Origin of the sequence: Curtobacterium sp. ME12 (assembly GCF_903970855.1) — a bacterium.
GTDB classification, from domain to species: domain Bacteria; phylum Actinomycetota; class Actinomycetes; order Actinomycetales; family Microbacteriaceae; genus Curtobacterium; species Curtobacterium poinsettiae_A.
The window spans coordinates 25,613-42,411 of record NZ_CAJCKD010000031.1 but is presented as its reverse complement, the minus strand read 5'-3'; the positions used below and the strand labels follow the sequence as shown (position 1 = coordinate 42,411).

Here is a 16,799-nt window from a genome sequence, read left to right as displayed (position 1 = left end):
GCCTTGTCCGCGAGGAACGCCGCGACCTCGGTCGGGTCGACCGGTGCGGTGGTGATCTGCTCGAGCTCGTGCGGTTCGGAGATCTCGTGGTCGAGGAACCCGGCACGCCACCGGGCGAACTGCCGAAGGTCCGACCGGTACGCACGGATCGTGTTCGGCGACAGGGACGCTTCGGCGAAAACCCGCGGTGATGCGTCCGCCGGTACCACCACCGCGGTACCTGTGCCAGCCGGCGATCCGTTGCCCGCTGCTGCCCGTTGCCGTGCGAATGCGGTCCGGGACCGTTCCGCCGCAGCGCGCTGTGCCGCGGTCGCGCTCCGCCTCAACGCGCGCGCATCATCGAATGCCGGAGTCACATCGAGATCGGACGGAGACGCGTCGGTCATGACTGCTCCTTCTTGAACCCCGGCTACCAGCACTGTACGGGCCCCGACCGACGTCACCATGAGACGAGCCGAACTGCCCGGCGGCGACTTGCGGCGCGGTTGGTAGGTGTTTGTAGTGGAATGCTTTGAGGTCGTGATCAGACGAGTGCGACGCAGCGACCACCCTGAGGTGCAGCAGCACCTCCATGACGATAAAGACGTCACCCGGGAGCGCCTCGACGCGTTCGTCCGCGCCGACGACGCGACGCAGCTGCGGGTCCTCGCCGAACTGCGAGCACGCTCCGCCGACCAGGAAACCACGCTCCTCCTCACCCTTGAGGCCGCTGGCATCGCCATCCTCGCTGTCATGCTCAGCGTCACCCCACACGACGTGTTCCCTGCACCGCCGAAACCTGACGAGGGATGGGTCAGCTACGTCGTGTTCCTCATCGTCTGCATCACCCTCGGAGCGTTCGCGATGGTGATCCTGCTGCCCTCGATCTGGCATGCCGTCATCGGCAACCGCAACCACACTCGAGCAGTCGTCTGGCTCGCCGCATACGCGCACGCCCTCCAAGAACGACCGCGGACCTGGCTCGAACGACGATCGCGGCGGAACCCGCGGACGAGTCGCTCCATCGCGTGACGAGCACGACGCATGGTGGCGATCCACAGTAGCGCTCTCCCCCGCCCGTACAGTGGTTGCTCGTGGGCTGAGCGACCGCGCCGGAGCTTCAGCCCACAGGGACAACGAAAGACCCGCCCCTGCGTCAACAGGAGCGGGTCCGAGTTGGCCCTCCGAGTGGAAAGCCAGGGGCCGATACGGGACCCCGAGCAGTGAAACTCGGGTCCAGTGTAAACCGGGTCCGCCCGGATTGCACCCCTGGTGCAGCCGCTTCTTGTGTCCGCCGGCGCCGGACCCGCAAGGAGGTGGTGATCTGATGTCGCAAGACGAGGACACCCACCGCAGGCGGCAGATCCCCTGGCTCGGCATCGCGACCCTCGCGATGACCATCGCCAGGTTCCTGCTCGACCTGTGGCGTGCACGGTAACCAGGCAAGGAAAGGGCGGCTCCCACATCACGGTGTGGGAGCCGTTCCTCGACGTCGACGAGCCGCTTTTAACCGGAGTCGGTGTGCGTGCGCTTCTGATCAGTGGTGATGCGCGCCCTGCTTCTGACCGCTGTCATTATCGTCGGTGCCGCCCATCATGCGAAGCATCGACCAGGAACCACTGCGGATGAACACCACGAGCAGGACCGCCGCGATCAGGAGGAACACGATGTTGAGCCAGGTGGTGTAGTTCCAACTGATCGAGGACGTGGCCACGCTCAGGTGCCGGTTCGTGGGGACCAAGCCCAGCGGGGTGAAGAGCAGCTCGACGGCGTAGCCGGCGAGGACCATGGCGCCGTAGATCCCGGTGATCCGGAGGGCGGCTTTCCAGCCGTAGTACTTCCGGTAGATGACGATGATCGGGATGATGATCAGGTCCGCGAAGATGAAGCTGATCACTCCGCCGAAGCTGATCCCGCCGTTCCACAGCACTGCCGCGAGGGGCACATTGCCGACGGAGCAGACGAAGCTCACCATCGCCAGCAGCGGGCCAATGAGCGGGTCGATGAGGAACGCCAGCGTGGGATGCCCCTCGAAGAACACCGCCTGCAGCCAGGCTTTCGGCACCCACGCATCGAACGCGCCGGCGATGAGCAGGCCGATGATGATGTCGCGGAGCACGGACGCCCAGTCCATGACGAAGTACTGCGACACGCTCGTCAGCCCCGGCTTCGAAAACAGCCGCCGCCAGAACCCCTGATCGCCCTGCACGGACATGTCCATCGCCGCATGCCCCTCCATCGATCCGGCAAGCCCCTTGTCGGCCTGCTCGCGGGCGGCGTCGAGGATCTTGCCACGCATCCAAAGCCGGAAGCCGAGGGCGATGAGGATGATCATGATCGGACCGCCGACGAACTCTGCGACGGTGAACTGCCAGCCCATCACGAAAGCCAGGATCAGGCCCAGTTCGACGACGAGGTTTGTCGACGCGACCTCGAACGCCATCGCGGACGACAGGCTCGCCCCTTTCCGGAACAGAGCACGCGCCAATGCGACGGCCGCGTAGGAGCAGGACGACGACAGGGCGCCGAGTCCGGTCGCGACGCTGATCGCGCGAGGCGAGTCGTCCCGCATCAGCTTCGTGATCTGGTCCGTGCGGACGACAGCTTGGATGATGCCGGACAGGGTGAAGCCGAGGATGAGGGGCCAGAGGATCTCCCACCCCATGGAGCCAGCGGCTGCGAGGGCGTCGCCGAGCGCGTTGAGGATGAACATGTGCACCTACTTCGTTGCGGTGCGGGCAGATTGTCCCGCGGCGTCGTGCGGATGAGGGAGACCGGACCGGGTCGGACCGGACCGGACCGGTTGCGCGCCGAGGGGGCGGTCGAGCCTGCGTCGGCGCGCGCCGAGGTCACTTGGATGCGAGCATGTCCCGCATCTGGGTGATCTGCTCGGTCTGGCTCGTCACGATCGACTTCGCCAGGGCGACCGTGTCAGCGTTCTTGCCCTTGGTGAAGTCGGTTCTCGCCATGTCGACGGCGCTGGTGTGGTGCTGGATCATCTGCTCGAGGTAGAGCTTCCCGGCGTCCCGCGGGGAAGCGTCCTGGAGGTCCTGCATGTCGGAGTCAGACATCATCCCGGACATCGAGGGGTGATCCATCCCGGACGTGCTCGGCATCTGAGTCGGCTCGTTCCAGCTCTTCAGCCACCCGGTCATCGTCGTAATCTCGGGGGCCTGTTCGGCCTTGATCTGCTTCGCCAACGTCACAACGTCGGCCTCCACGCCGGAGCCCTTCGCGAGGAGCATGTCGCTCATCTCGACGGCCTGCTGATGGTGCGGCAGCATCTGCTGCGTGAACATAACGTCCTGACCGTTGTGCGACGCCACGGACGACGAAGACTCGGACGACGAGGAGTCCGACGACGACGTGTCCGGGCTGCTGGTGTTGGTGGTGGAGCAGCCGGCGAGGGTAAGCCCGATGGTGAAGGCTGCGGCGGCCGCGAGAGCGCGCGTGGAGGTGGTCTGCATGGTGAATTCCGTTTCCATGGATGCGTCAGATGGGTGCGGGCAGGCGACTGCCTGCCCGGGGTCTGGGCATGCGGGAGCTCCCGAAGGGTGGGAGGACCCGCCGGGGTGGAATCAGACTCGGATGATCTGCAACGCCGATCGTGACGGCGGTCGCGGCACCGAGATACCGCGTGCCACGTGGGCTGCGAGGGCGAGCAGCCGGGCGAGGAGGTGCAGCACGCCGCCGCTGCGGGCGCGGAGCAGCACCCATGCGAACAGCGCGATCGTCAGCATGCACGCCATGCCCATCAGGGAGCACATCAGCGCACACAAGCCACCATCGCAGCCGGCATCGGTGAGGACAGCCATCACCGCAATCGCGGGCACCGCGTGTTCTGCGTCATCGGCGGCCACGGTGTGACTGGTGGCAGCGGCCGGGTGGTGCTCCATCGCGGCAGTGGGAGCGGTCATCGGATGCTCGTGGTCGGCGGTGTGCCCAGCCATGGTGTGCATCAGGACCGTGAACCCGACCAGTAGCAGCAACGCCACCGTCGCCGTGACCTGCAACAGCAGCCGGCGTCGCGGAGACGTGGTGATGATCATCTGGTTTCAGTGGGTCATGGAGCGGAAAGCGTCAGCCGTGCGAGGCGACAGGTGACCGTGATGATACCCCCACGGGGTACCCGTCGTCCGAGGATCGCGGGGGGGGGGGGGGGGGGGGGGGGGGGCAGCAGCCGGCACAGGTATCGAGATGCGGAAGATCCTCGGTGCGGTCACGGGGTGGTGGGTGCATACTGGTGGGGTCTTCGGACCCGGCAGTGGGGCTTGCCGGACCCAACCTCGACACCCGTCGACAACAGTCCCTATCTCAGCTGGTTGCGATTCTGCGCGCCTGAGGTAGGGAGAGGTCATGGTCGAATCGAACACTGCCGGCGTTGTCGTCGTCGGCGTGCAGCCAGGGCAGGCGCACGACGTCGTCGGCGTCGCGGCTGCCGTCGCTGAACGGTTCAGCGCCCGCCTGGTGTGTGTGGTCGTCGATCCGGCACTGCTGTCAACGGGGCTCCGTGCGGACGGGTCAGAGATCATCGAACCGATCGACCCGGACACGGCGGACAGCAAGCCGCAGCAGCTCCCCGACGACGACGTGCGGGTCATCGGAGATCTTGCTGCAGCGCGATCAGTTGACGTGGAGATCTTCTCCCGCGTCGGGGATCCGAGTCACGCACTCGCGGCGGTGGCCGAGGAACGTGACGCGGTGATGATCGTCGTCGGATCGCAGACTGGCCGACGCCGGATGGCGGAACTGCTCACCGGGTCCGTCGCCGCGCACCTGACCCATCAGCAGCACCGGCCGGTGCTGGTCGTCCCGCATGACCCGGTCGGCGTCACCGTTTTCCGGCCGTCGGATGCCCTATGACGGGCACGTTGACGCTCCTGCGGCATGGGGAGAGCACCGCGAACGAAGCTGGCACCTTCACCGGTCTCTTTGACGTCCCGCTCACGCCTCACGGTGAAGAGCAAGCATCCGCAGCCGGACGGCTCCTCCGGTCAAACCACATCACGCCGGACGTCGTGGTCACCTCGACACTGCGCCGCGCCGTCCGCACCGCCGAATTGGTCTGCGACGCCCTCGGGACGCAGCTGCCAACGGAAGCGGTGTGGCAGCTCAACGAACGCAACTACGGCGCCCTGACCGGTATGACGAAGACCGACGCCCGCCGGATGCTCGGTGACGACGAGTACGTGCGGCTCCGCAGGTCCCGTACCGGCGCGCCGCCACCGATGTCGCTGCAGCTGTGGGAGGAACTGCGGTCAAGCTCCGCGCTGCGCGGCCTGCCCGACGGCGCCCTCCGACGCACCGAGGCACTCTCGGACGTCATCGAGCGGGTCCGCCCCGTCCTGCACGACCGGCTCCTGCCGATGCTGCGGGCCGGGCGGAGCGTCCTCGTCGTCGCGCACGGGAACTCGCTCCGCGCGTTGTGCGCATGCATCGACGACCTCACCGACTCGGAGCTCGAGCATCTGAACCTGCCGACCGGGCAACCTGTGCAGTACCACCTTGGCCCCACGGGTGCTCTCTTCCCGCGTGGTGGGGCGTTCCTGGATCCGGTAGCAGCACAGCACGCCGCGGCGTTGGTCGCGGCAGAAGGCGGAACATGACCACCCGAACGGACACCCCGATGCCCGACGACCAGCTCCCCTCCGACCCCGACGTCGACGTCTCCGACCCGTCAACGGCGATGCGGCCGGTGCATCTGCGGTGGCGGTACGTCGGCCTCGTCGCCATCGGTGGGGCAGCCGGTACTGCTCTCCGCGACGTCATCAGTAGCCTGCTCCCCGCCCAAGGCGGGGCGAGTTGGTCGATCTTCTGGATCAACATCACCGGAGCGCTGGCCCTCGGTGTGCTGTTGGAAGCGCTCGCGCACCGCGGGCCCGATGCCGGCCGCCGGAGGGTGCTGCGGCTGCTCCTCGGCACCGGGGTCCTCGGTGGGTTCACCACCTACAGCACCCTCGCCGAGTCCACCGCCGCCCTGTTCCTCGACGGCCACGGCCTCGCCGGCACCGGCTACGCGCTCCTCACCGTCCTGTCCGGCGCGATCGCGACCGCCTTCGGTCTCGTCGTCGCCGGCTGGTTCCGCCCCCGAACGGAGGAAGCATGAGCCCGTTCCTGGTCCTCGCCGTCGCCCTCGGCGGCGGTGCCGGCGCTGCCGGCAGGTTCCTCCTCGACGGGCTCATCAACACCGGCCGAAAGTTCCGGCTCCCCGTCGGCACGTTGACGATCAACATCACCGGGTCGCTGCTGCTCGGACTCATCGTCGGTGCCGCCACCCACCTCGGCGCGTTGCCGGTCGCGGTCCTCGGCACCGGGGTGATGGGCGGCTACACCACGTTCAGCACCGCCAGCTTCGAAACCGTCCGCCTCGCCCGCAGCGGCCGCATCACCGCCGCCGCCGTCAACGGTCTCGGAATGCTCGTCGTCTCCGTCGCCGCCGCGACCGCCGGCATCCTCCTCGGCGGCACCCTATGACCACCCCACCCACTGACCACACCACACCCGCTCCAGAACCGGAGGTACCCATGCTGTTCGACGTCACGATCGAGATTCCCCGCGGCAGCGGCAACAAGTACGAAGTCGACCACACCACCGGCCGGATCCGGCTCGACCGAGCCGTGTTCACCAGCATGGTGTTCCCCCAGGACTACGGCTCCATCGACAACACCCTCGGCGATGACGGCGACCCCTTCGACGCGCTCGTGCTCCTGCCCCGTCCCACGTTCCCCGGCGTCGTCATCACGGTCCGGCCGGTCGGAATGCTGCGCATGGTCGACGAGAACGGCGGCGACGACAAAATCCTCACCGTCCCCGCCGGCGACGACCGCTTCGCGCAGCTGCAGGACATCGACGACATGCCGGAGCACACCCTCACCGAGATCGAGCACTTCTTCGCCCACTACAAGGAGATCGAGCACGGCAAGCACGTCACCACCAACGGATGGGTCGACCGGGCCGCTGCCGAAGCCGTCATCCGCACCGCACAGAACGCCCACACCCGACACCCGTGACCCACGGGTCCCAAGACCGCCGCGGGGAGGCACTGGCGCCGAGTGATCGCCAGCAGGACGTCCCCTCCGCCTCCCCGCGGCTCCCCCTCAGTCACAGACCAGCCCGACGTATAACCCGACCAGAAGGAGCGTCACCATGAACGACTACATCAGCGGCATCCACCACCACGGAACCCATCAGGGCGAGTACGTCACCCACCACGACCACCCCGTCACCATCGACGCCGTCCATGGCGCCCGCATCCTCGACTCCCGCGGCTACCCGACCGTCCGCATCACCCTCGAGCTCGACGACGGCCGCACCGTCACCGGCGACGCCCCGCGGGCGCATCCACCGGCGCCCACGAAGCCGTCGAGCTCCGCGACGGCGGTTCCGCGTTCGGCGGCCGCGACGTCACCCAGGCGCTCCACCTGATCAACACCGACATCTCAGGGCTCCTCACCGGCCGGCCCTGGTCGGCGATCGGACAGGTCGATGCCGCCCTCGCCGAACTCGACAGCACCACCGGGTACCGCCGGCTCGGCGCGAACAGCGTCGTCGCCACCTCGATCGCCGCCTCCAGGGCCCTCGCCCACGCCGCGGACCTGCCGCTCTGGCAGTGGATCGCAGAGATCACCGGCTCGACGCCGCGCCTGCCGGTCCCGCACTTCAACGTCCTCAACGGCGGCGCCCACGCAGCGAACAAGCTGGACTTCCAGGAGTTCATGATCGCCCCCGTCAACGCCTCATCGATGGCCGACGCCGTTTGCGCCTCGCCGCATTCATATAAGGCGCAGGCAATATCTCGTTCCGGCCCCGTCAACATCGTTGACTTCAGCGCCTCTTGCGGCGTTTACACGAAGTCTTTGCGAGCTTGTAGCGAGGAAACGTCCCTACCGATAGTCGTTGTAGTCAAGGGAAGCGTCGCAACAAGCTCTGTCGAGATTCGTGTTCCAAATTCGACCGTTACCAGTTGCACAAAGGCTACGCCTTTTAAGGCGGTGCCGATCTGCAGAAGCGTCGTCACCGAATTCCGGGAGAATCCGGACCTCGCAGTGGTTCGAATCCTAATTGAGTTGCAAATTATGCCGTAGGTCGGATCCCATCGTAGGTGATGCGCAGTTCGCTCGGTCCGCGGAGGAGCGCGTTGCGGCGGTAGGGCGGCGGGTCGATGACTAGCTTTGGGTTGATTAGGCGACTGAAAAGGTTGGCGAGCGCAATTTGTGTTTCGATGCGTGCCAGCGGTGCGCCGAAGCAGGCGTGAATGCCCGAACCGAAGCTGAGGTGGTCATTACCGGCGCGGTGTGGATTGAACTGGTCCGGGTCATCGAAGTGCCGCGGGTCGCGGTTCGCGGCGGCCCAGGCGATCCAGACCGGTGAACCGGCGGGGATGGTGACGCCGGCAACGGTGACGTCGGCGAGGGCGATATACTTCGGTGTCACCTGGGCGGGCGGTTCAACGCGGATGAGCTCCTCGAACACCTGCGCGATCGTGTGCGGGTGTTCGCGGATGAGGTCGATAGTCTCGGGATGGCGCAGCAGGGTGAGTGTGCCGTTGGCGATCATGTTGACGGTGGTCTCGTGCCCGCCGATGAGCAGCATGATGGACGTGTTCAGGATCTCGGTGCGCGACATCGGTCCGTCGGGACCGTGATCGTTGACGAGGCCCGAGAGCAGATCCCCCTGTGGGGTGCCCTTCCGGGCGTCGGCGAGGTCGCCGAGGTAGGCCGCCATCTCGCGGGATGCGTCGTCGGCTTCGCGGCGCTTCACCGCAGCGTCCGCGTCGTTGACCGCTTCCGGAGGCGCGATGATCGCTTGGCTCCACTCGTGGAAGCGGGGCTCGTCCTCCGGGGGGACGCCGAGTACGTCGCAGATCATCGCCACGGGCAGCGGATACGCGAAGGCTTCGACAACGTCGATCTCCGTGCGGTCGGCGAAGCCGTCGATGAGGTCATGGGTGATGACGTCGATGTCCTGGCGGAGCCCGTCGATGTAGTCGGCGGCGTGCGGCGGGCCGAAGTGGCGCATCGTCTGGCGGCGGAGCCGGTCGTGGACCGGCGGATCGGTCATCACAAACGCGGACGTCAGCCCAGGCTCCCCCGCGTCGGCACCCTCTTTACGGTGTGGTGCCATCGGGTCGGAGCTGATGCGGGGGTCGTGGACGAGTTGCAGGATCTCGTCGTACCCGGTGATGAGGAAGGCGCCGTTGTCGAGCTGCTGCACCGGCTGGGTGCGGAGCTGCTCGTAGTGGGGGTTGGGGTCGGGTCGGCTGTCCTGCTCGAGCAACGTCTCCCAGGTCGCCGACGCGGTCGCTATCGTCGATGCGGCGTCGGTGGTGGGTGTGGTCTGCGGGGTATCGGTCATCGTGTTCTGCTCCTGGTGGGTTCGATTGGTGGCAAGCGATGCCGAGCGCTACCGCGCCGCTGACAGCGTGGGGTCGGCGGCGGGATCAACCGTCGGGTCTTCGAGGGGGAAGGCTGCTCCGGCTTCGATCTGCGCCCGGTAGTACGGCAACCACTTCGACTGGTTCACGGCGACCGCGGCGACCAGACGACCGTCACGGCCGAACGTGACCACAGCGGATCGCTCTGAGAGGGATCCTTGTGCGATCTGTGCGGTGTCGGCGATCGCCGGTTCTCCCGTCGCTTTGAGCACCTGCCCGAACTGCGTCGTCCAGAACACCGGCACATCCCGGTGGGGTGTGTCCGTGCCGTGCACCATGTTCCGCGCCGCGGTCTCGGCCTGTCGGACAGCGGCGCCCCAGTGTTCACTCGTCCACACGCCAGACCCGGCGAGGGGGTTCGGGTGCCGGGCGATGTCCCCGGCGACGAACACGTCGAACAGGGGCTGCCCGTCGGCGCCGAGGGCGTGTTGGGATGCGTCGCAGAGCACACCCGCGTCGTCACTCGCGACGCCGGATCCGGCGAGCCATTCGTTGTTTGGGACGGCGCCGATCGCGACGACGGCCACGTCGACGTCGATTGTGGAGCCGTCGGTGAGCTGCGCTGCGGTAAGTCGTCCGCCGTCGTCACCGTGCAGGGCGGTGACGCCGGTGCCGATTCGGAGGTCAACGTCGTGTTCGCGGTGCAGTTCACGCATCATCTCGCCAATGGCTGTCCCGAAGAGTTTCGCCATGGGTGCTGGCCCACGGTCGACGACGGTGATAGGGATGCCGAGGCTGCTGCAGGAGGAGGCGATCTCACCGCCGGTGAAGCCGCCGCCGATCACCAACACCCTCGCGGTGCCGTCCGTCAGTCGTTCGCGGATCGCGGCGGCGTCATCGGCGGTACGGAGCACGAAGACACCGTCCAGCGCTGCTTCGGCAGTGACGGGCCAGGGGCGGGAGCGTCGGCCGGTGGCGATCAGCAGACGGTCGTAGTCGACTCGCGCACCGTTCTGCAGGAGCACCTGCTTGGCATCCGTGGCGAGGGCGGTGGCGGCGTTGCCGAGCCGCCAGTCGACGTCGAGGTCCGCGGCGTGCGGCAACCGTGTCGTGGTGGTGCCGGCAATCCCCGTGAGCACCTGTTTCGACAGCGGCGGACGGTCGTACGGCAGGTGCGGTTCGTCACCGAGCACGGTGATCGTTCCCGTGAACCCGGCAGTGCGGAGCGTCTCGGCGGCAGTCAGACCAGCCAGCGACGCGCCGACGATCACGACTCGTGCGTCCGCGGTGAGCGGAGCGTGCACCGATTCAGCAGAGTCGGCTGCTCGTACCGGCAGACGCGCGCCCCCGACACGGATCGCCTGCACGGGGCACGCGGCTGCTGACTGCAGCACCCGGAAACGTTCGTCGTCGGAGGGGTTGGGGTTGTAAGCCAGTGCTTCCTCGCCCTCGAACCGGAACACCCCCGGCGCGAGGAAGCAGCACTGCGCGTAACTTTGACATTTCGTCATGTCAACCGCGATTTCCATGGAGTCCTCCCGGGATTTCGTTGTGAGCCGGATTCATCGTCCGCGGTGTACCGACCGGTGTCGTCCTTCAGTCGGAGCGATCCGGCTACTGCGATTGCAGTACGACAGCAGCGTTCACTTTTGCTGAGGGGGTGGGTCCGCCAGGTGCGGACGCGAGGTACGACGGTTGGTCTGGTTGTTGTGCGGTGTCCGCGATGCGCTGCGTCAGCGTGCAGACGCGAAGCGCTTGATACTCGGCATGCAGCCCGTGCTGCACGCGTCGGGTCCGCCACACACGAACCGACGGTGCAGCAATAGCGGCGACCATCCATGCGGCGGCGCCAATGAAGACCGGGGCAAGCAAGGGTTGACCGGCGATCGCGCTGAGGATGCTGATGGTGAGCATGCTGAACGAGATTGCCGAGCCCGTCAGGTGCAATGTGAACGCCGTCCGGGCGGGGTGCTGCTCGAGCGCGGCTATGCGGGCAAGCGCTCGTTCTGCGCGTCGCTCGAACAACGCGTTTGTGTCCGAGTGGGTTCGGGCGGGGCGTTGCAGCAACAGCCGAGTCGCTCCGAAGGGAGCCTTCGTGGTACTTGTGGTCCACTGCAGCTGCTCGAGCGTGTTCCGGTAAAGCGGTTCGTAGCCGCGTGGAGCGATGATGGTCCGCATCTCAACTGCTCGTGGGACCGTGGTGGCGTCCTCGTCCGCGCGGCGGCGCAGGTGCGTCATGCTTGGCGTCGATTAGGCGTTGAGGCGGCGGCTGGCGGCTTCACAGGCGCCGTACACGACGTCGTACTGCCGGTCGATGCGGGGGCGAAGCTTCTTGGTGCGGGCGTTCCGGATCAGGTGGTAAGCGATCGGCGCGATGGCCCAGTTGAACAAGCCGCCAGCGCCGACGGAGAACACGGTGAACGCGTTTGCGTCGGAGAACAAACTCGGGGTGGTGACGGTGTCCTGGGTGGCGAAGACGGAGAACGCGAGGAAGATGCAGCCGATCAGGCCGAACGCATATCCGAGGATCGTGGCCGCGGTGCTCCGGGACCGTTCGAGAGCTTCGATGTTCGCCAGCGCGGTCTCGGCGTTCTGCTGGAGCTCGGCGACCTCCACCGACCGCAGTGTGCGGTCTCGCCGTAGCCCGATGCTGCGGCGGCGGGTCCCGGGGACCCTGTTGCTGCTGCCGTCGGGCTCCCACCCGAAGTTGCGGTAGGTGTCCTGGTAGAGCGCGTCCTTGCCCTTCGGGATCTGCACGGTGCGGTAGTCGAACGTGGTCGCGGTCGGGGCGGTCTGCTGAATGGTCATGGGGTCGTCCTTCGGGGGTCAATGCTTTGGTTCGTGCCGGCCTTCGCGGCATGACTTCATCGTTCCGGTCCAGCGGCTAGCGGTAACCCGCGGTTGGTGGTATTTCCCACTACTGCGTTTGCAGTAGTGGGAACGCCCATCGCTCCGGAAGGATGGGGATATGCGGCAGCTGCGGATGATGTGGAACGCGTGGCGTCCCGATGACCGGTGGGTGTTCCGCGCCACCGCAGCGGTCGTGCTCGTGGCGAGCGGGATCGAGCTTGCGCGTGCAATCAGTGGAACCGCGCCGCCAAGTGTCGCGGTTGCGGTAGTGGCGGTGGTGTGCGCCGTCGCGTTGTGTCCCTGGTTGCCTTGGGTGTCGTTGGGGCTTGCGTCGGTCGCGCCGGTACTTGCCGGCGCTGCGGGATGGCAGCCGACTGTGTCCTGGACGTCAGCGGTGTTGCTGCTGTTTGCCGTATGCTCCAGGCAGGGTCATCCTGTCCGCGCTGCTGTGATCGTCATGCCCGGTGTGATTGTTGGTACTGCGTTGGCACCGGGGACCGGCGGAGGCGTCGCCACCGTGTTGGGGGCGATGATTTCGATCGCCGCGGCTGCCGCGATCGGTTCCGGCCTTCGGCTGCAGCATCAGTACCGGGCAGTACTCGAGCAGCGCGCTGCGGACGCCATCGCCACCCGGGAACGGGAAGCAGAACGCCGCGTCGCGGAGGAACGCGTCCGCATCGCCCGTGATCTGCACGACGTCGTCGGACACGAAGTAGCGGTGGTGAGCATGCAATTGGGCATCGCAGAGATGGCCGTCCCAGCCGACGACGTCGACACCCGTGCAGCGCTGCAGGCAGCACGGGTGGGAGTGCGCAACGTCCTCACCGAAACGCAACACATCCTCGCCGTACTCCGCACCTCCGACGGCGACCCTGTGACCGCGCCCGTCCCGGGCACGGCGCGCATCCCGGAACTCATCGACTCCTACCGGCAGCTTGGGCTTACCCTCACCACTGAGATCGACGAGCTCAAAGAGCCGGGGACGACGGTGGGCGTCGCGGTCTATCGGGTGCTGCAGGAGGCACTCACGAATGCTCACCGGTACGGATCCGGCAGCGCCGACATCCGCATCTCCCGCTCTAGCGACAGTGTGGCCGTGCGAGTCGAGAATCGACGGGCCCGAGACGTCTCAACGGGTGCGGGCGGATCTGGGCTTGGTCTTATTGGCATGCGAGAACGCGTCAGCGCTGCAGGTGGGACGCTGTCTGCCGGTCCGGAAGGCATGCTGTTCATCGTGCACGCACACTTCCCGACCGAAAGCGACACCGCATGAGCATCCGAGTGATCCTGGTCGACGACCAGGACATGATCCGTTTCGGCTTGCGCGCCATCTTGGACCGCGCCGACGGCATCGCCGTCGTTGGGGAAGCAGCTGACGGTCTCACGGCCGTCAACGTCATCGCGAACACACCAGCTGATGTGGTCATGATGGACATTCGTATGCCGGGAATCGATGGCGTCGAGACAACGCGCCGCGTCCGCGCCGCTGCGCCAGTCGACCCGAAAATTGTGATGCTGACCACATTCGATCAGGACGACCTCGTGTTTCAGGCGCTGCAAGCCGGCGCCAACGGGTACCTCAGCAAAGCGGCAGGCCCCGCCGAGCTCGTTACCGCGATCACCGATGTCGCAGCTGGAGGCGGCGCGCTATCCGCGAACGCCGCTGCAGCACTCATCGCTCAGGCTGCCGCAGCGCCGGTCGTATCCGTCGATCCCGGCATGCGGCAGCGATTCGATGCGCTGACGGACCGAGAGCGCGACATCGTGACCCTCGTCTGCCGGGGACACGACCTCGACCACATCGCCCAGGACCTGTTCCTGTCACCGTTGACCGTAAAAACCCATGTGAACCGCGCGATGACCAAAGTGAACGCTCGCGATCGAGCGCAACTAGTCGCGTTTGCGTTCCAAAGCGGCTTGCTTCCGTGAACCCGTGTCCAAAGTTGTGTTCACTGGGAAGCGGCGCAGCACCATCAAAGCGCCAATCGCCGCGGCGACACCGCCGAGGAACACACCGCTGGCACCATTGAACGTGGCAGCAGCGTCCGTGCTACCACCCAAAGACAGTAAAGCTGCCTGGGTGAGCACGAGCAGCACAACCGCGGCGGCGACATTCACCAGTTTGGTTGCCTCCACGAGCGGCTCCCGGTCACGGCGGGCAGTGACAGCACCCCAGATACTGATACCGAGCTCAGAGAAGGTGGCCGTGGCAATGATAATTGCGGGCCATTTCCCGAACAGCGTCACATGCGCACGACCAGTCAGCAGCGGCATACTCGCCCCGACAAACAGCAGCCCGAGTAGCAGCACAGACAGGCCGATCCATCGGTAGCCACGCTGTCGAAACCGGGCACGCTCCTGTTCGTCATCGAATAAAGCGACGGAGCGTCGGTGCCGGTGCACTGCAAAGAATTTCACGGCTGCCACACCAAGGTTGAACAAGACGGTGGCGGCAATAAGCAGGGAAGGCGCTGCGCAGAACAGGATGAGCTTCCAGCCGGCCATGACGACGCTACCCGGGATGGACAGCGCTGCAAGTGCGAGTCCGCGACGAGAACGGTCCTTCCACACACCGAGTGCGTAGCGGAACGCTTCCTCCCTACTCATTGGCTTCATCCGAAGGTCACAACGACTTTGTCGGCTGCGCCGGGGGTGGCCGCGACCCGGAGGGCCTCGAGCACGTCGGTCGCCGGGAAGACGTCGCTGACGATCCGCGCGTAGGCCTCGGGGTTCGCGATGATGTGCTCGGTGACGTCGAAGATCTCGGTTGGGTACCCCATGGCCGTCACGATCGTCGGCTCGACGGCCAGCAGGTCGCCGAAGTCGACCTCGACGGCCTTTTTATGCACCGCCACGACACCGATGGTCGCGCGGTGCTTTGCCAGGCGCAGCGCCGTCTGCACGGTGGCTGGCACCCCGGCGGCGTCGAGCCAGATGTCTGTGCCGGACTTCCCGCCGTGTCCGACGCCGTCGCGTGCATCGCCGTGTAGGGCGATCAGGCGCGCATCGAGTGGCTCGTCGGCTGAGTTCACGACGGCGTCGGCTCCGACGAGCAGGGCCTTTTCGAGTCGCGAGGCGATGACGTCGACGACGACTACGTGCCCGACGCCGAGCGCCTTGTAGCTGATCACGGCGCCCAGCCCGATTGGGCCGGCACCGAATACGACGACCGTGTCACCGGGCTGTGGCTCGGTCCGGTTCACGGCGTGCAGGGCGACGGCCATCGGCTCATTGAGGGCGGCCACCTGCCAGGGCAGGTCGTCCGGGACGATCGCGACGCTGGTGCCGAGCACGGCCTGCTCGATGAGCAGGAACTCGGACAGCCCGCCGGTGGGGCCGCCGTTGCGGATGATCCCGCGGGGATCACCCATCGGGTTGACGACGACGTGGTCGCCGACGGCGATGCCGTCGACGGCGTCGCCGACGACGGTGACCTCGCCGGCGACCTCGTGTCCGAGGGGTGTGTGACCCTCTCGCGGCGGGATGCCGCCGCGGGCGGCGTAGAAGGCGTCGGAGCCGCAGATCCCACATGCCTTGACGGCGATCAGGATGTCAGCGGGGCCGACCTCGGGGACGGGCTCGTCGCGGATTTCAACGGATCCGGGGCCGGTGACAACGACGGTGCGCATCAGCTTGTTCTCCTTCTCTGGGGCGGATGTCGCCCGCTTCTGCATCTATTGCAGCTGGAGTACCGCTGAACGGCGTACTGCGTCCGTAGCATCTTGACGCCGGCAGACGCGGTACATGCGCGGAAGGCCATCGTCAACTCGTGCGGCTCAGGCTCGGCTGTGTGCCGCAGCCCGGTCAGGCTGCGCGAATTCTGCCTATCACCTTCAACTGCCGCATTCATCACCTGCCCACGGGGCGAGCCATACCGCGGTCAGGCTGTCAGTCAGAATCGTTGCATACGCCGACCAACCCAGCTCGTCCTCACCCGCGGCAAGCGACTTCTCTCGCTCGGCGTAGCCCCACGTGATCAGCTGCCGCGAGATGGTGGCGCGTTCGCGTCGCACCTGGCCCGGCATGGAAGAGTCGTTTTGTATCAGCTGCGTCGTCACTTCTCGCACCGACGTCCCCTCGCCCGCTTCGCCAACGATGACGTTGCGTAGCTCTGGATCAGCTAGAAGTTGCGCGCTGAGGCGGGCGTAGTAGCTCACGCCGTCCGCTCTGCGTAGTGCCTCGAGATGCTCCGCGGTCGGGCGCACAAGGCACGCAACCCAATCCTCGACGGTAGGTGCGGTCGGCAGCGACGTCACCATCTGATCCCGACGACGTTCAATGTCCTCATGGTGCCGCCGCACGATCGCGGCAACGAGGTCCGTTTTGGAGCCGAAGTGGTATCCGACCGCGGTGTTGTTCCCTTGCCCTGCGGCCTCGCTGATCTGCCGATTTGACACCGTTCGCACACCCTGCTCAGCGAAAAGCTGCTCAGCCGTGTCGAGAATCACCGTCCGAGTGTGCTCCGCCCGTGCCTCACGAACGGGAACAGCCGCAACCGCGCCGCGTCCGTCGTCTGACATGCCGTCCTCCCTAGCACGCCATTGTGACACCAGTGCAACAGCACAACTTGATTAAGTCAACTGCCTGACGTAGTTTA

At 66.5% G+C, this 16,799-nt stretch carries 21 protein-coding genes and 1 pseudogene; 11 read left to right on the top strand and 11 right to left on the bottom strand.

The annotated features are described in order from the left end of the window. Positions 1-212 (bottom strand): site-specific integrase (locus H7A73_RS14065; RefSeq protein ID WP_182066534.1); only part of this gene is annotated, 212 nt, incomplete at its 3' end. 343 nt (positions 213-555) lie between these two features. Between H7A73_RS14065 and H7A73_RS14060 the strand changes: the two genes are divergently transcribed. Beyond that, on the top strand, positions 556-1,011 hold the full coding sequence (locus tag H7A73_RS14060) for a hypothetical protein (protein WP_182066533.1): 456 nt from the start codon (positions 556-558) through the stop codon (positions 1,009-1,011). Between the two features lie 505 nt (positions 1,012-1,516). Here the strand turns inward: H7A73_RS14060 and H7A73_RS14055 are convergent. From H7A73_RS14055 to H7A73_RS14045, 3 genes are all read right to left on the bottom strand, one after another. After that, positions 1,517-2,692 (bottom strand): permease, encoded by a 1,176-nt coding sequence (locus tag H7A73_RS14055; RefSeq protein ID WP_182066532.1) that lies wholly within the window; start codon positions 2,690-2,692, stop codon positions 1,517-1,519. Between the two features lie 136 nt (positions 2,693-2,828). Then, positions 2,829-3,446, bottom strand: coding sequence for a DUF305 domain-containing protein (locus H7A73_RS14050; protein WP_182066531.1), 618 nt, complete (start codon positions 3,444-3,446; stop codon positions 2,829-2,831). 111 nt (positions 3,447-3,557) lie between these two features. Then, on the bottom strand, positions 3,558-4,028 hold the full coding sequence (locus H7A73_RS14045) for a hypothetical protein (protein ID WP_182066530.1): 471 nt from the start codon (positions 4,026-4,028) through the stop codon (positions 3,558-3,560). 307 nt (positions 4,029-4,335) lie between these two features. Here H7A73_RS14045 and H7A73_RS14040 point away from each other — a divergent pair, with 307 nt between their 5' ends. The 8 genes and pseudogenes from H7A73_RS14040 to H7A73_RS18125 all read left to right on the top strand — a co-directional run bounded on the left by H7A73_RS14040 (position 4,336) and on the right by H7A73_RS18125 (position 8,063). Next, positions 4,336-4,842 (top strand): universal stress protein, encoded by a 507-nt coding sequence (locus H7A73_RS14040; protein WP_182066529.1) that lies wholly within the window; start codon positions 4,336-4,338, stop codon positions 4,840-4,842. Next, positions 4,839-5,585 (top strand): 2,3-bisphosphoglycerate-dependent phosphoglycerate mutase, encoded by a 747-nt coding sequence (locus tag H7A73_RS14035; RefSeq protein ID WP_182066528.1) that lies wholly within the window; start codon positions 4,839-4,841, stop codon positions 5,583-5,585. Before H7A73_RS14040 ends, H7A73_RS14035 begins: the two co-directional genes overlap by 4 nt. Then, positions 5,582-6,085, top strand: coding sequence for a fluoride efflux transporter FluC (locus H7A73_RS14030; RefSeq protein ID WP_259362909.1), 504 nt, complete (start codon positions 5,582-5,584; stop codon positions 6,083-6,085). The genes H7A73_RS14035 and H7A73_RS14030 overlap by 4 nt, the downstream gene beginning before the upstream one ends. Beyond that, positions 6,082-6,453 carry a fluoride efflux transporter FluC gene (locus H7A73_RS14025; protein ID WP_182066527.1) on the top strand — a complete coding sequence of 124 codons (372 nt, stop codon included), beginning with the start codon at positions 6,082-6,084 and terminating at the stop codon, positions 6,451-6,453. Before H7A73_RS14030 ends, H7A73_RS14025 begins: the two co-directional genes overlap by 4 nt. A gap of 50 nt (positions 6,454-6,503) precedes the next feature. Then, on the top strand, positions 6,504-6,989 hold the full coding sequence (locus H7A73_RS14020) for an inorganic diphosphatase (RefSeq protein ID WP_182066526.1): 486 nt from the start codon (positions 6,504-6,506) through the stop codon (positions 6,987-6,989). Between the two features lie 136 nt (positions 6,990-7,125). Beyond that, positions 7,126-7,404 carry a hypothetical protein gene (locus tag H7A73_RS18135; protein ID WP_259362908.1) on the top strand — a complete coding sequence of 93 codons (279 nt, stop codon included), beginning with the start codon at positions 7,126-7,128 and terminating at the stop codon, positions 7,402-7,404. Then, a pseudogene (locus H7A73_RS18130) lies at positions 7,368-7,535 on the top strand (phosphopyruvate hydratase); the annotation flags it as partial. The gene H7A73_RS18135 and the pseudogene H7A73_RS18130, both read left to right, overlap by 37 nt. Positions 7,536-7,538: 3 nt before the next feature. Further along, the gene (locus H7A73_RS18125; RefSeq protein ID WP_310648863.1) at positions 7,539-8,063 is read left to right on the top strand and encodes a hypothetical protein; all 525 of its coding nucleotides are present in this window, start codon (positions 7,539-7,541) and stop codon (positions 8,061-8,063) included. On the opposite strand, the gene H7A73_RS14010 is transcribed toward H7A73_RS18125, so the two are convergent. The 4 genes from H7A73_RS14010 to H7A73_RS13995 all read right to left on the bottom strand — a co-directional run bounded on the left by H7A73_RS14010 (position 8,053) and on the right by H7A73_RS13995 (position 12,160). Beyond that, a complete protein-coding gene (locus H7A73_RS14010; protein ID WP_182066525.1) occupies positions 8,053-9,333 on the bottom strand; it encodes a cytochrome P450 in 1,281 nt (426 codons plus the stop codon). The genes H7A73_RS18125 and H7A73_RS14010 overlap by 11 nt on opposite strands. Positions 9,334-9,381: 48 nt before the next feature. Further along, entirely contained in the window at positions 9,382-10,881 is a 1,500-nt protein-coding gene (locus H7A73_RS14005) for an FAD-dependent oxidoreductase (protein ID WP_182066524.1), read from the bottom strand. Between the two features lie 85 nt (positions 10,882-10,966). Continuing rightward, positions 10,967-11,530, bottom strand: a complete 564-nt coding sequence (locus tag H7A73_RS14000) for a hypothetical protein (protein WP_182066523.1) — start codon at positions 11,528-11,530, stop codon at positions 10,967-10,969. A gap of 72 nt (positions 11,531-11,602) precedes the next feature. Continuing rightward, on the bottom strand, positions 11,603-12,160 hold the full coding sequence (locus tag H7A73_RS13995; RefSeq protein ID WP_182066522.1) for a hypothetical protein: 558 nt from the start codon (positions 12,158-12,160) through the stop codon (positions 11,603-11,605). A gap of 160 nt (positions 12,161-12,320) precedes the next feature. Here H7A73_RS13995 and H7A73_RS13990 point away from each other — a divergent pair, with 160 nt between their 5' ends. Further along, the gene (locus tag H7A73_RS13990) at positions 12,321-13,475 is read left to right on the top strand and encodes a sensor histidine kinase (protein WP_182066521.1); all 1,155 of its coding nucleotides are present in this window, start codon (positions 12,321-12,323) and stop codon (positions 13,473-13,475) included. Beyond that, on the top strand, positions 13,472-14,131 hold the full coding sequence (locus H7A73_RS13985; protein WP_182066520.1) for a response regulator transcription factor: 660 nt from the start codon (positions 13,472-13,474) through the stop codon (positions 14,129-14,131). The genes H7A73_RS13990 and H7A73_RS13985 overlap by 4 nt, the downstream gene beginning before the upstream one ends. On the opposite strand, the gene H7A73_RS13980 is transcribed toward H7A73_RS13985, so the two are convergent. The 3 genes from H7A73_RS13980 to H7A73_RS13970 form a co-directional block, all read right to left on the bottom strand. Then, positions 14,093-14,809: a hypothetical protein gene (locus H7A73_RS13980; RefSeq protein WP_182066519.1), complete on the bottom strand. Its 717-nt coding sequence runs from the start codon at positions 14,807-14,809 to the stop codon at positions 14,093-14,095. The two genes, H7A73_RS13985 and H7A73_RS13980, sit on opposite strands and share 39 nt — an antisense overlap. A 5-nt stretch (positions 14,810-14,814) precedes the next feature. After that, on the bottom strand, positions 14,815-15,831 hold the full coding sequence (locus tag H7A73_RS13975) for a zinc-dependent alcohol dehydrogenase (protein WP_182066518.1): 1,017 nt from the start codon (positions 15,829-15,831) through the stop codon (positions 14,815-14,817). 204 nt (positions 15,832-16,035) lie between these two features. After that, positions 16,036-16,650 carry a TetR/AcrR family transcriptional regulator gene (locus H7A73_RS13970; protein WP_220456621.1) on the bottom strand — a complete coding sequence of 205 codons (615 nt, stop codon included), beginning with the start codon at positions 16,648-16,650 and terminating at the stop codon, positions 16,036-16,038. Positions 16,651-16,799 lie beyond the last annotated feature (149 nt).

What these genes read in the sequence shown, in the direction of transcription:
- H7A73_RS14055 (WP_182066532.1), bottom strand. Translation starts at nt 2,692, where the DNA reads ATGTTCATCCTCAACGCGCTCGGCGACGCCCTCGCAGCCGCTGGCTCC.
- H7A73_RS14050 (WP_182066531.1), bottom strand. Translation starts at nt 3,446, where the DNA reads ATGCAGACCACCTCCACGCGCGCTCTCGCGGCCGCCGCAGCCTTCACC.
- H7A73_RS14045 (WP_182066530.1), bottom strand. Translation starts at nt 4,028, where the DNA reads ATGATCATCACCACGTCTCCGCGACGCCGGCTGCTGTTGCAGGTCACG.
- H7A73_RS14040 (WP_182066529.1), top strand. Translation starts at nt 4,336, where the DNA reads ATGGTCGAATCGAACACTGCCGGCGTTGTCGTCGTCGGCGTGCAGCCA.
- H7A73_RS14035 (WP_182066528.1), top strand. Translation starts at nt 4,839, where the DNA reads ATGACGGGCACGTTGACGCTCCTGCGGCATGGGGAGAGCACCGCGAAC.
- H7A73_RS14030 (WP_259362909.1), top strand. Translation starts at nt 5,582, where the DNA reads ATGACCACCCGAACGGACACCCCGATGCCCGACGACCAGCTCCCCTCC.
- H7A73_RS14025 (WP_182066527.1), top strand. Translation starts at nt 6,082, where the DNA reads ATGAGCCCGTTCCTGGTCCTCGCCGTCGCCCTCGGCGGCGGTGCCGGC.
- H7A73_RS14020 (WP_182066526.1), top strand. Translation starts at nt 6,504, where the DNA reads ATGCTGTTCGACGTCACGATCGAGATTCCCCGCGGCAGCGGCAACAAG.
- H7A73_RS18135 (WP_259362908.1), top strand. Translation starts at nt 7,126, where the DNA reads ATGAACGACTACATCAGCGGCATCCACCACCACGGAACCCATCAGGGC.
- H7A73_RS14010 (WP_182066525.1), bottom strand. Translation starts at nt 9,333, where the DNA reads ATGACCGATACCCCGCAGACCACACCCACCACCGACGCCGCATCGACG.
- H7A73_RS14005 (WP_182066524.1), bottom strand. Translation starts at nt 10,881, where the DNA reads ATGGAAATCGCGGTTGACATGACGAAATGTCAAAGTTACGCGCAGTGC.
- H7A73_RS14000 (WP_182066523.1), bottom strand. Translation starts at nt 11,530, where the DNA reads ATGCGGACCATCATCGCTCCACGCGGCTACGAACCGCTTTACCGGAAC.
- H7A73_RS13995 (WP_182066522.1), bottom strand. Translation starts at nt 12,160, where the DNA reads ATGACCATTCAGCAGACCGCCCCGACCGCGACCACGTTCGACTACCGC.
- H7A73_RS13990 (WP_182066521.1), top strand. Translation starts at nt 12,321, where the DNA reads ATGCGGCAGCTGCGGATGATGTGGAACGCGTGGCGTCCCGATGACCGG.
- H7A73_RS13985 (WP_182066520.1), top strand. Translation starts at nt 13,472, where the DNA reads ATGAGCATCCGAGTGATCCTGGTCGACGACCAGGACATGATCCGTTTC.
- H7A73_RS13980 (WP_182066519.1), bottom strand. Translation starts at nt 14,809, where the DNA reads ATGAGTAGGGAGGAAGCGTTCCGCTACGCACTCGGTGTGTGGAAGGAC.
- H7A73_RS13975 (WP_182066518.1), bottom strand. Translation starts at nt 15,831, where the DNA reads ATGCGCACCGTCGTTGTCACCGGCCCCGGATCCGTTGAAATCCGCGAC.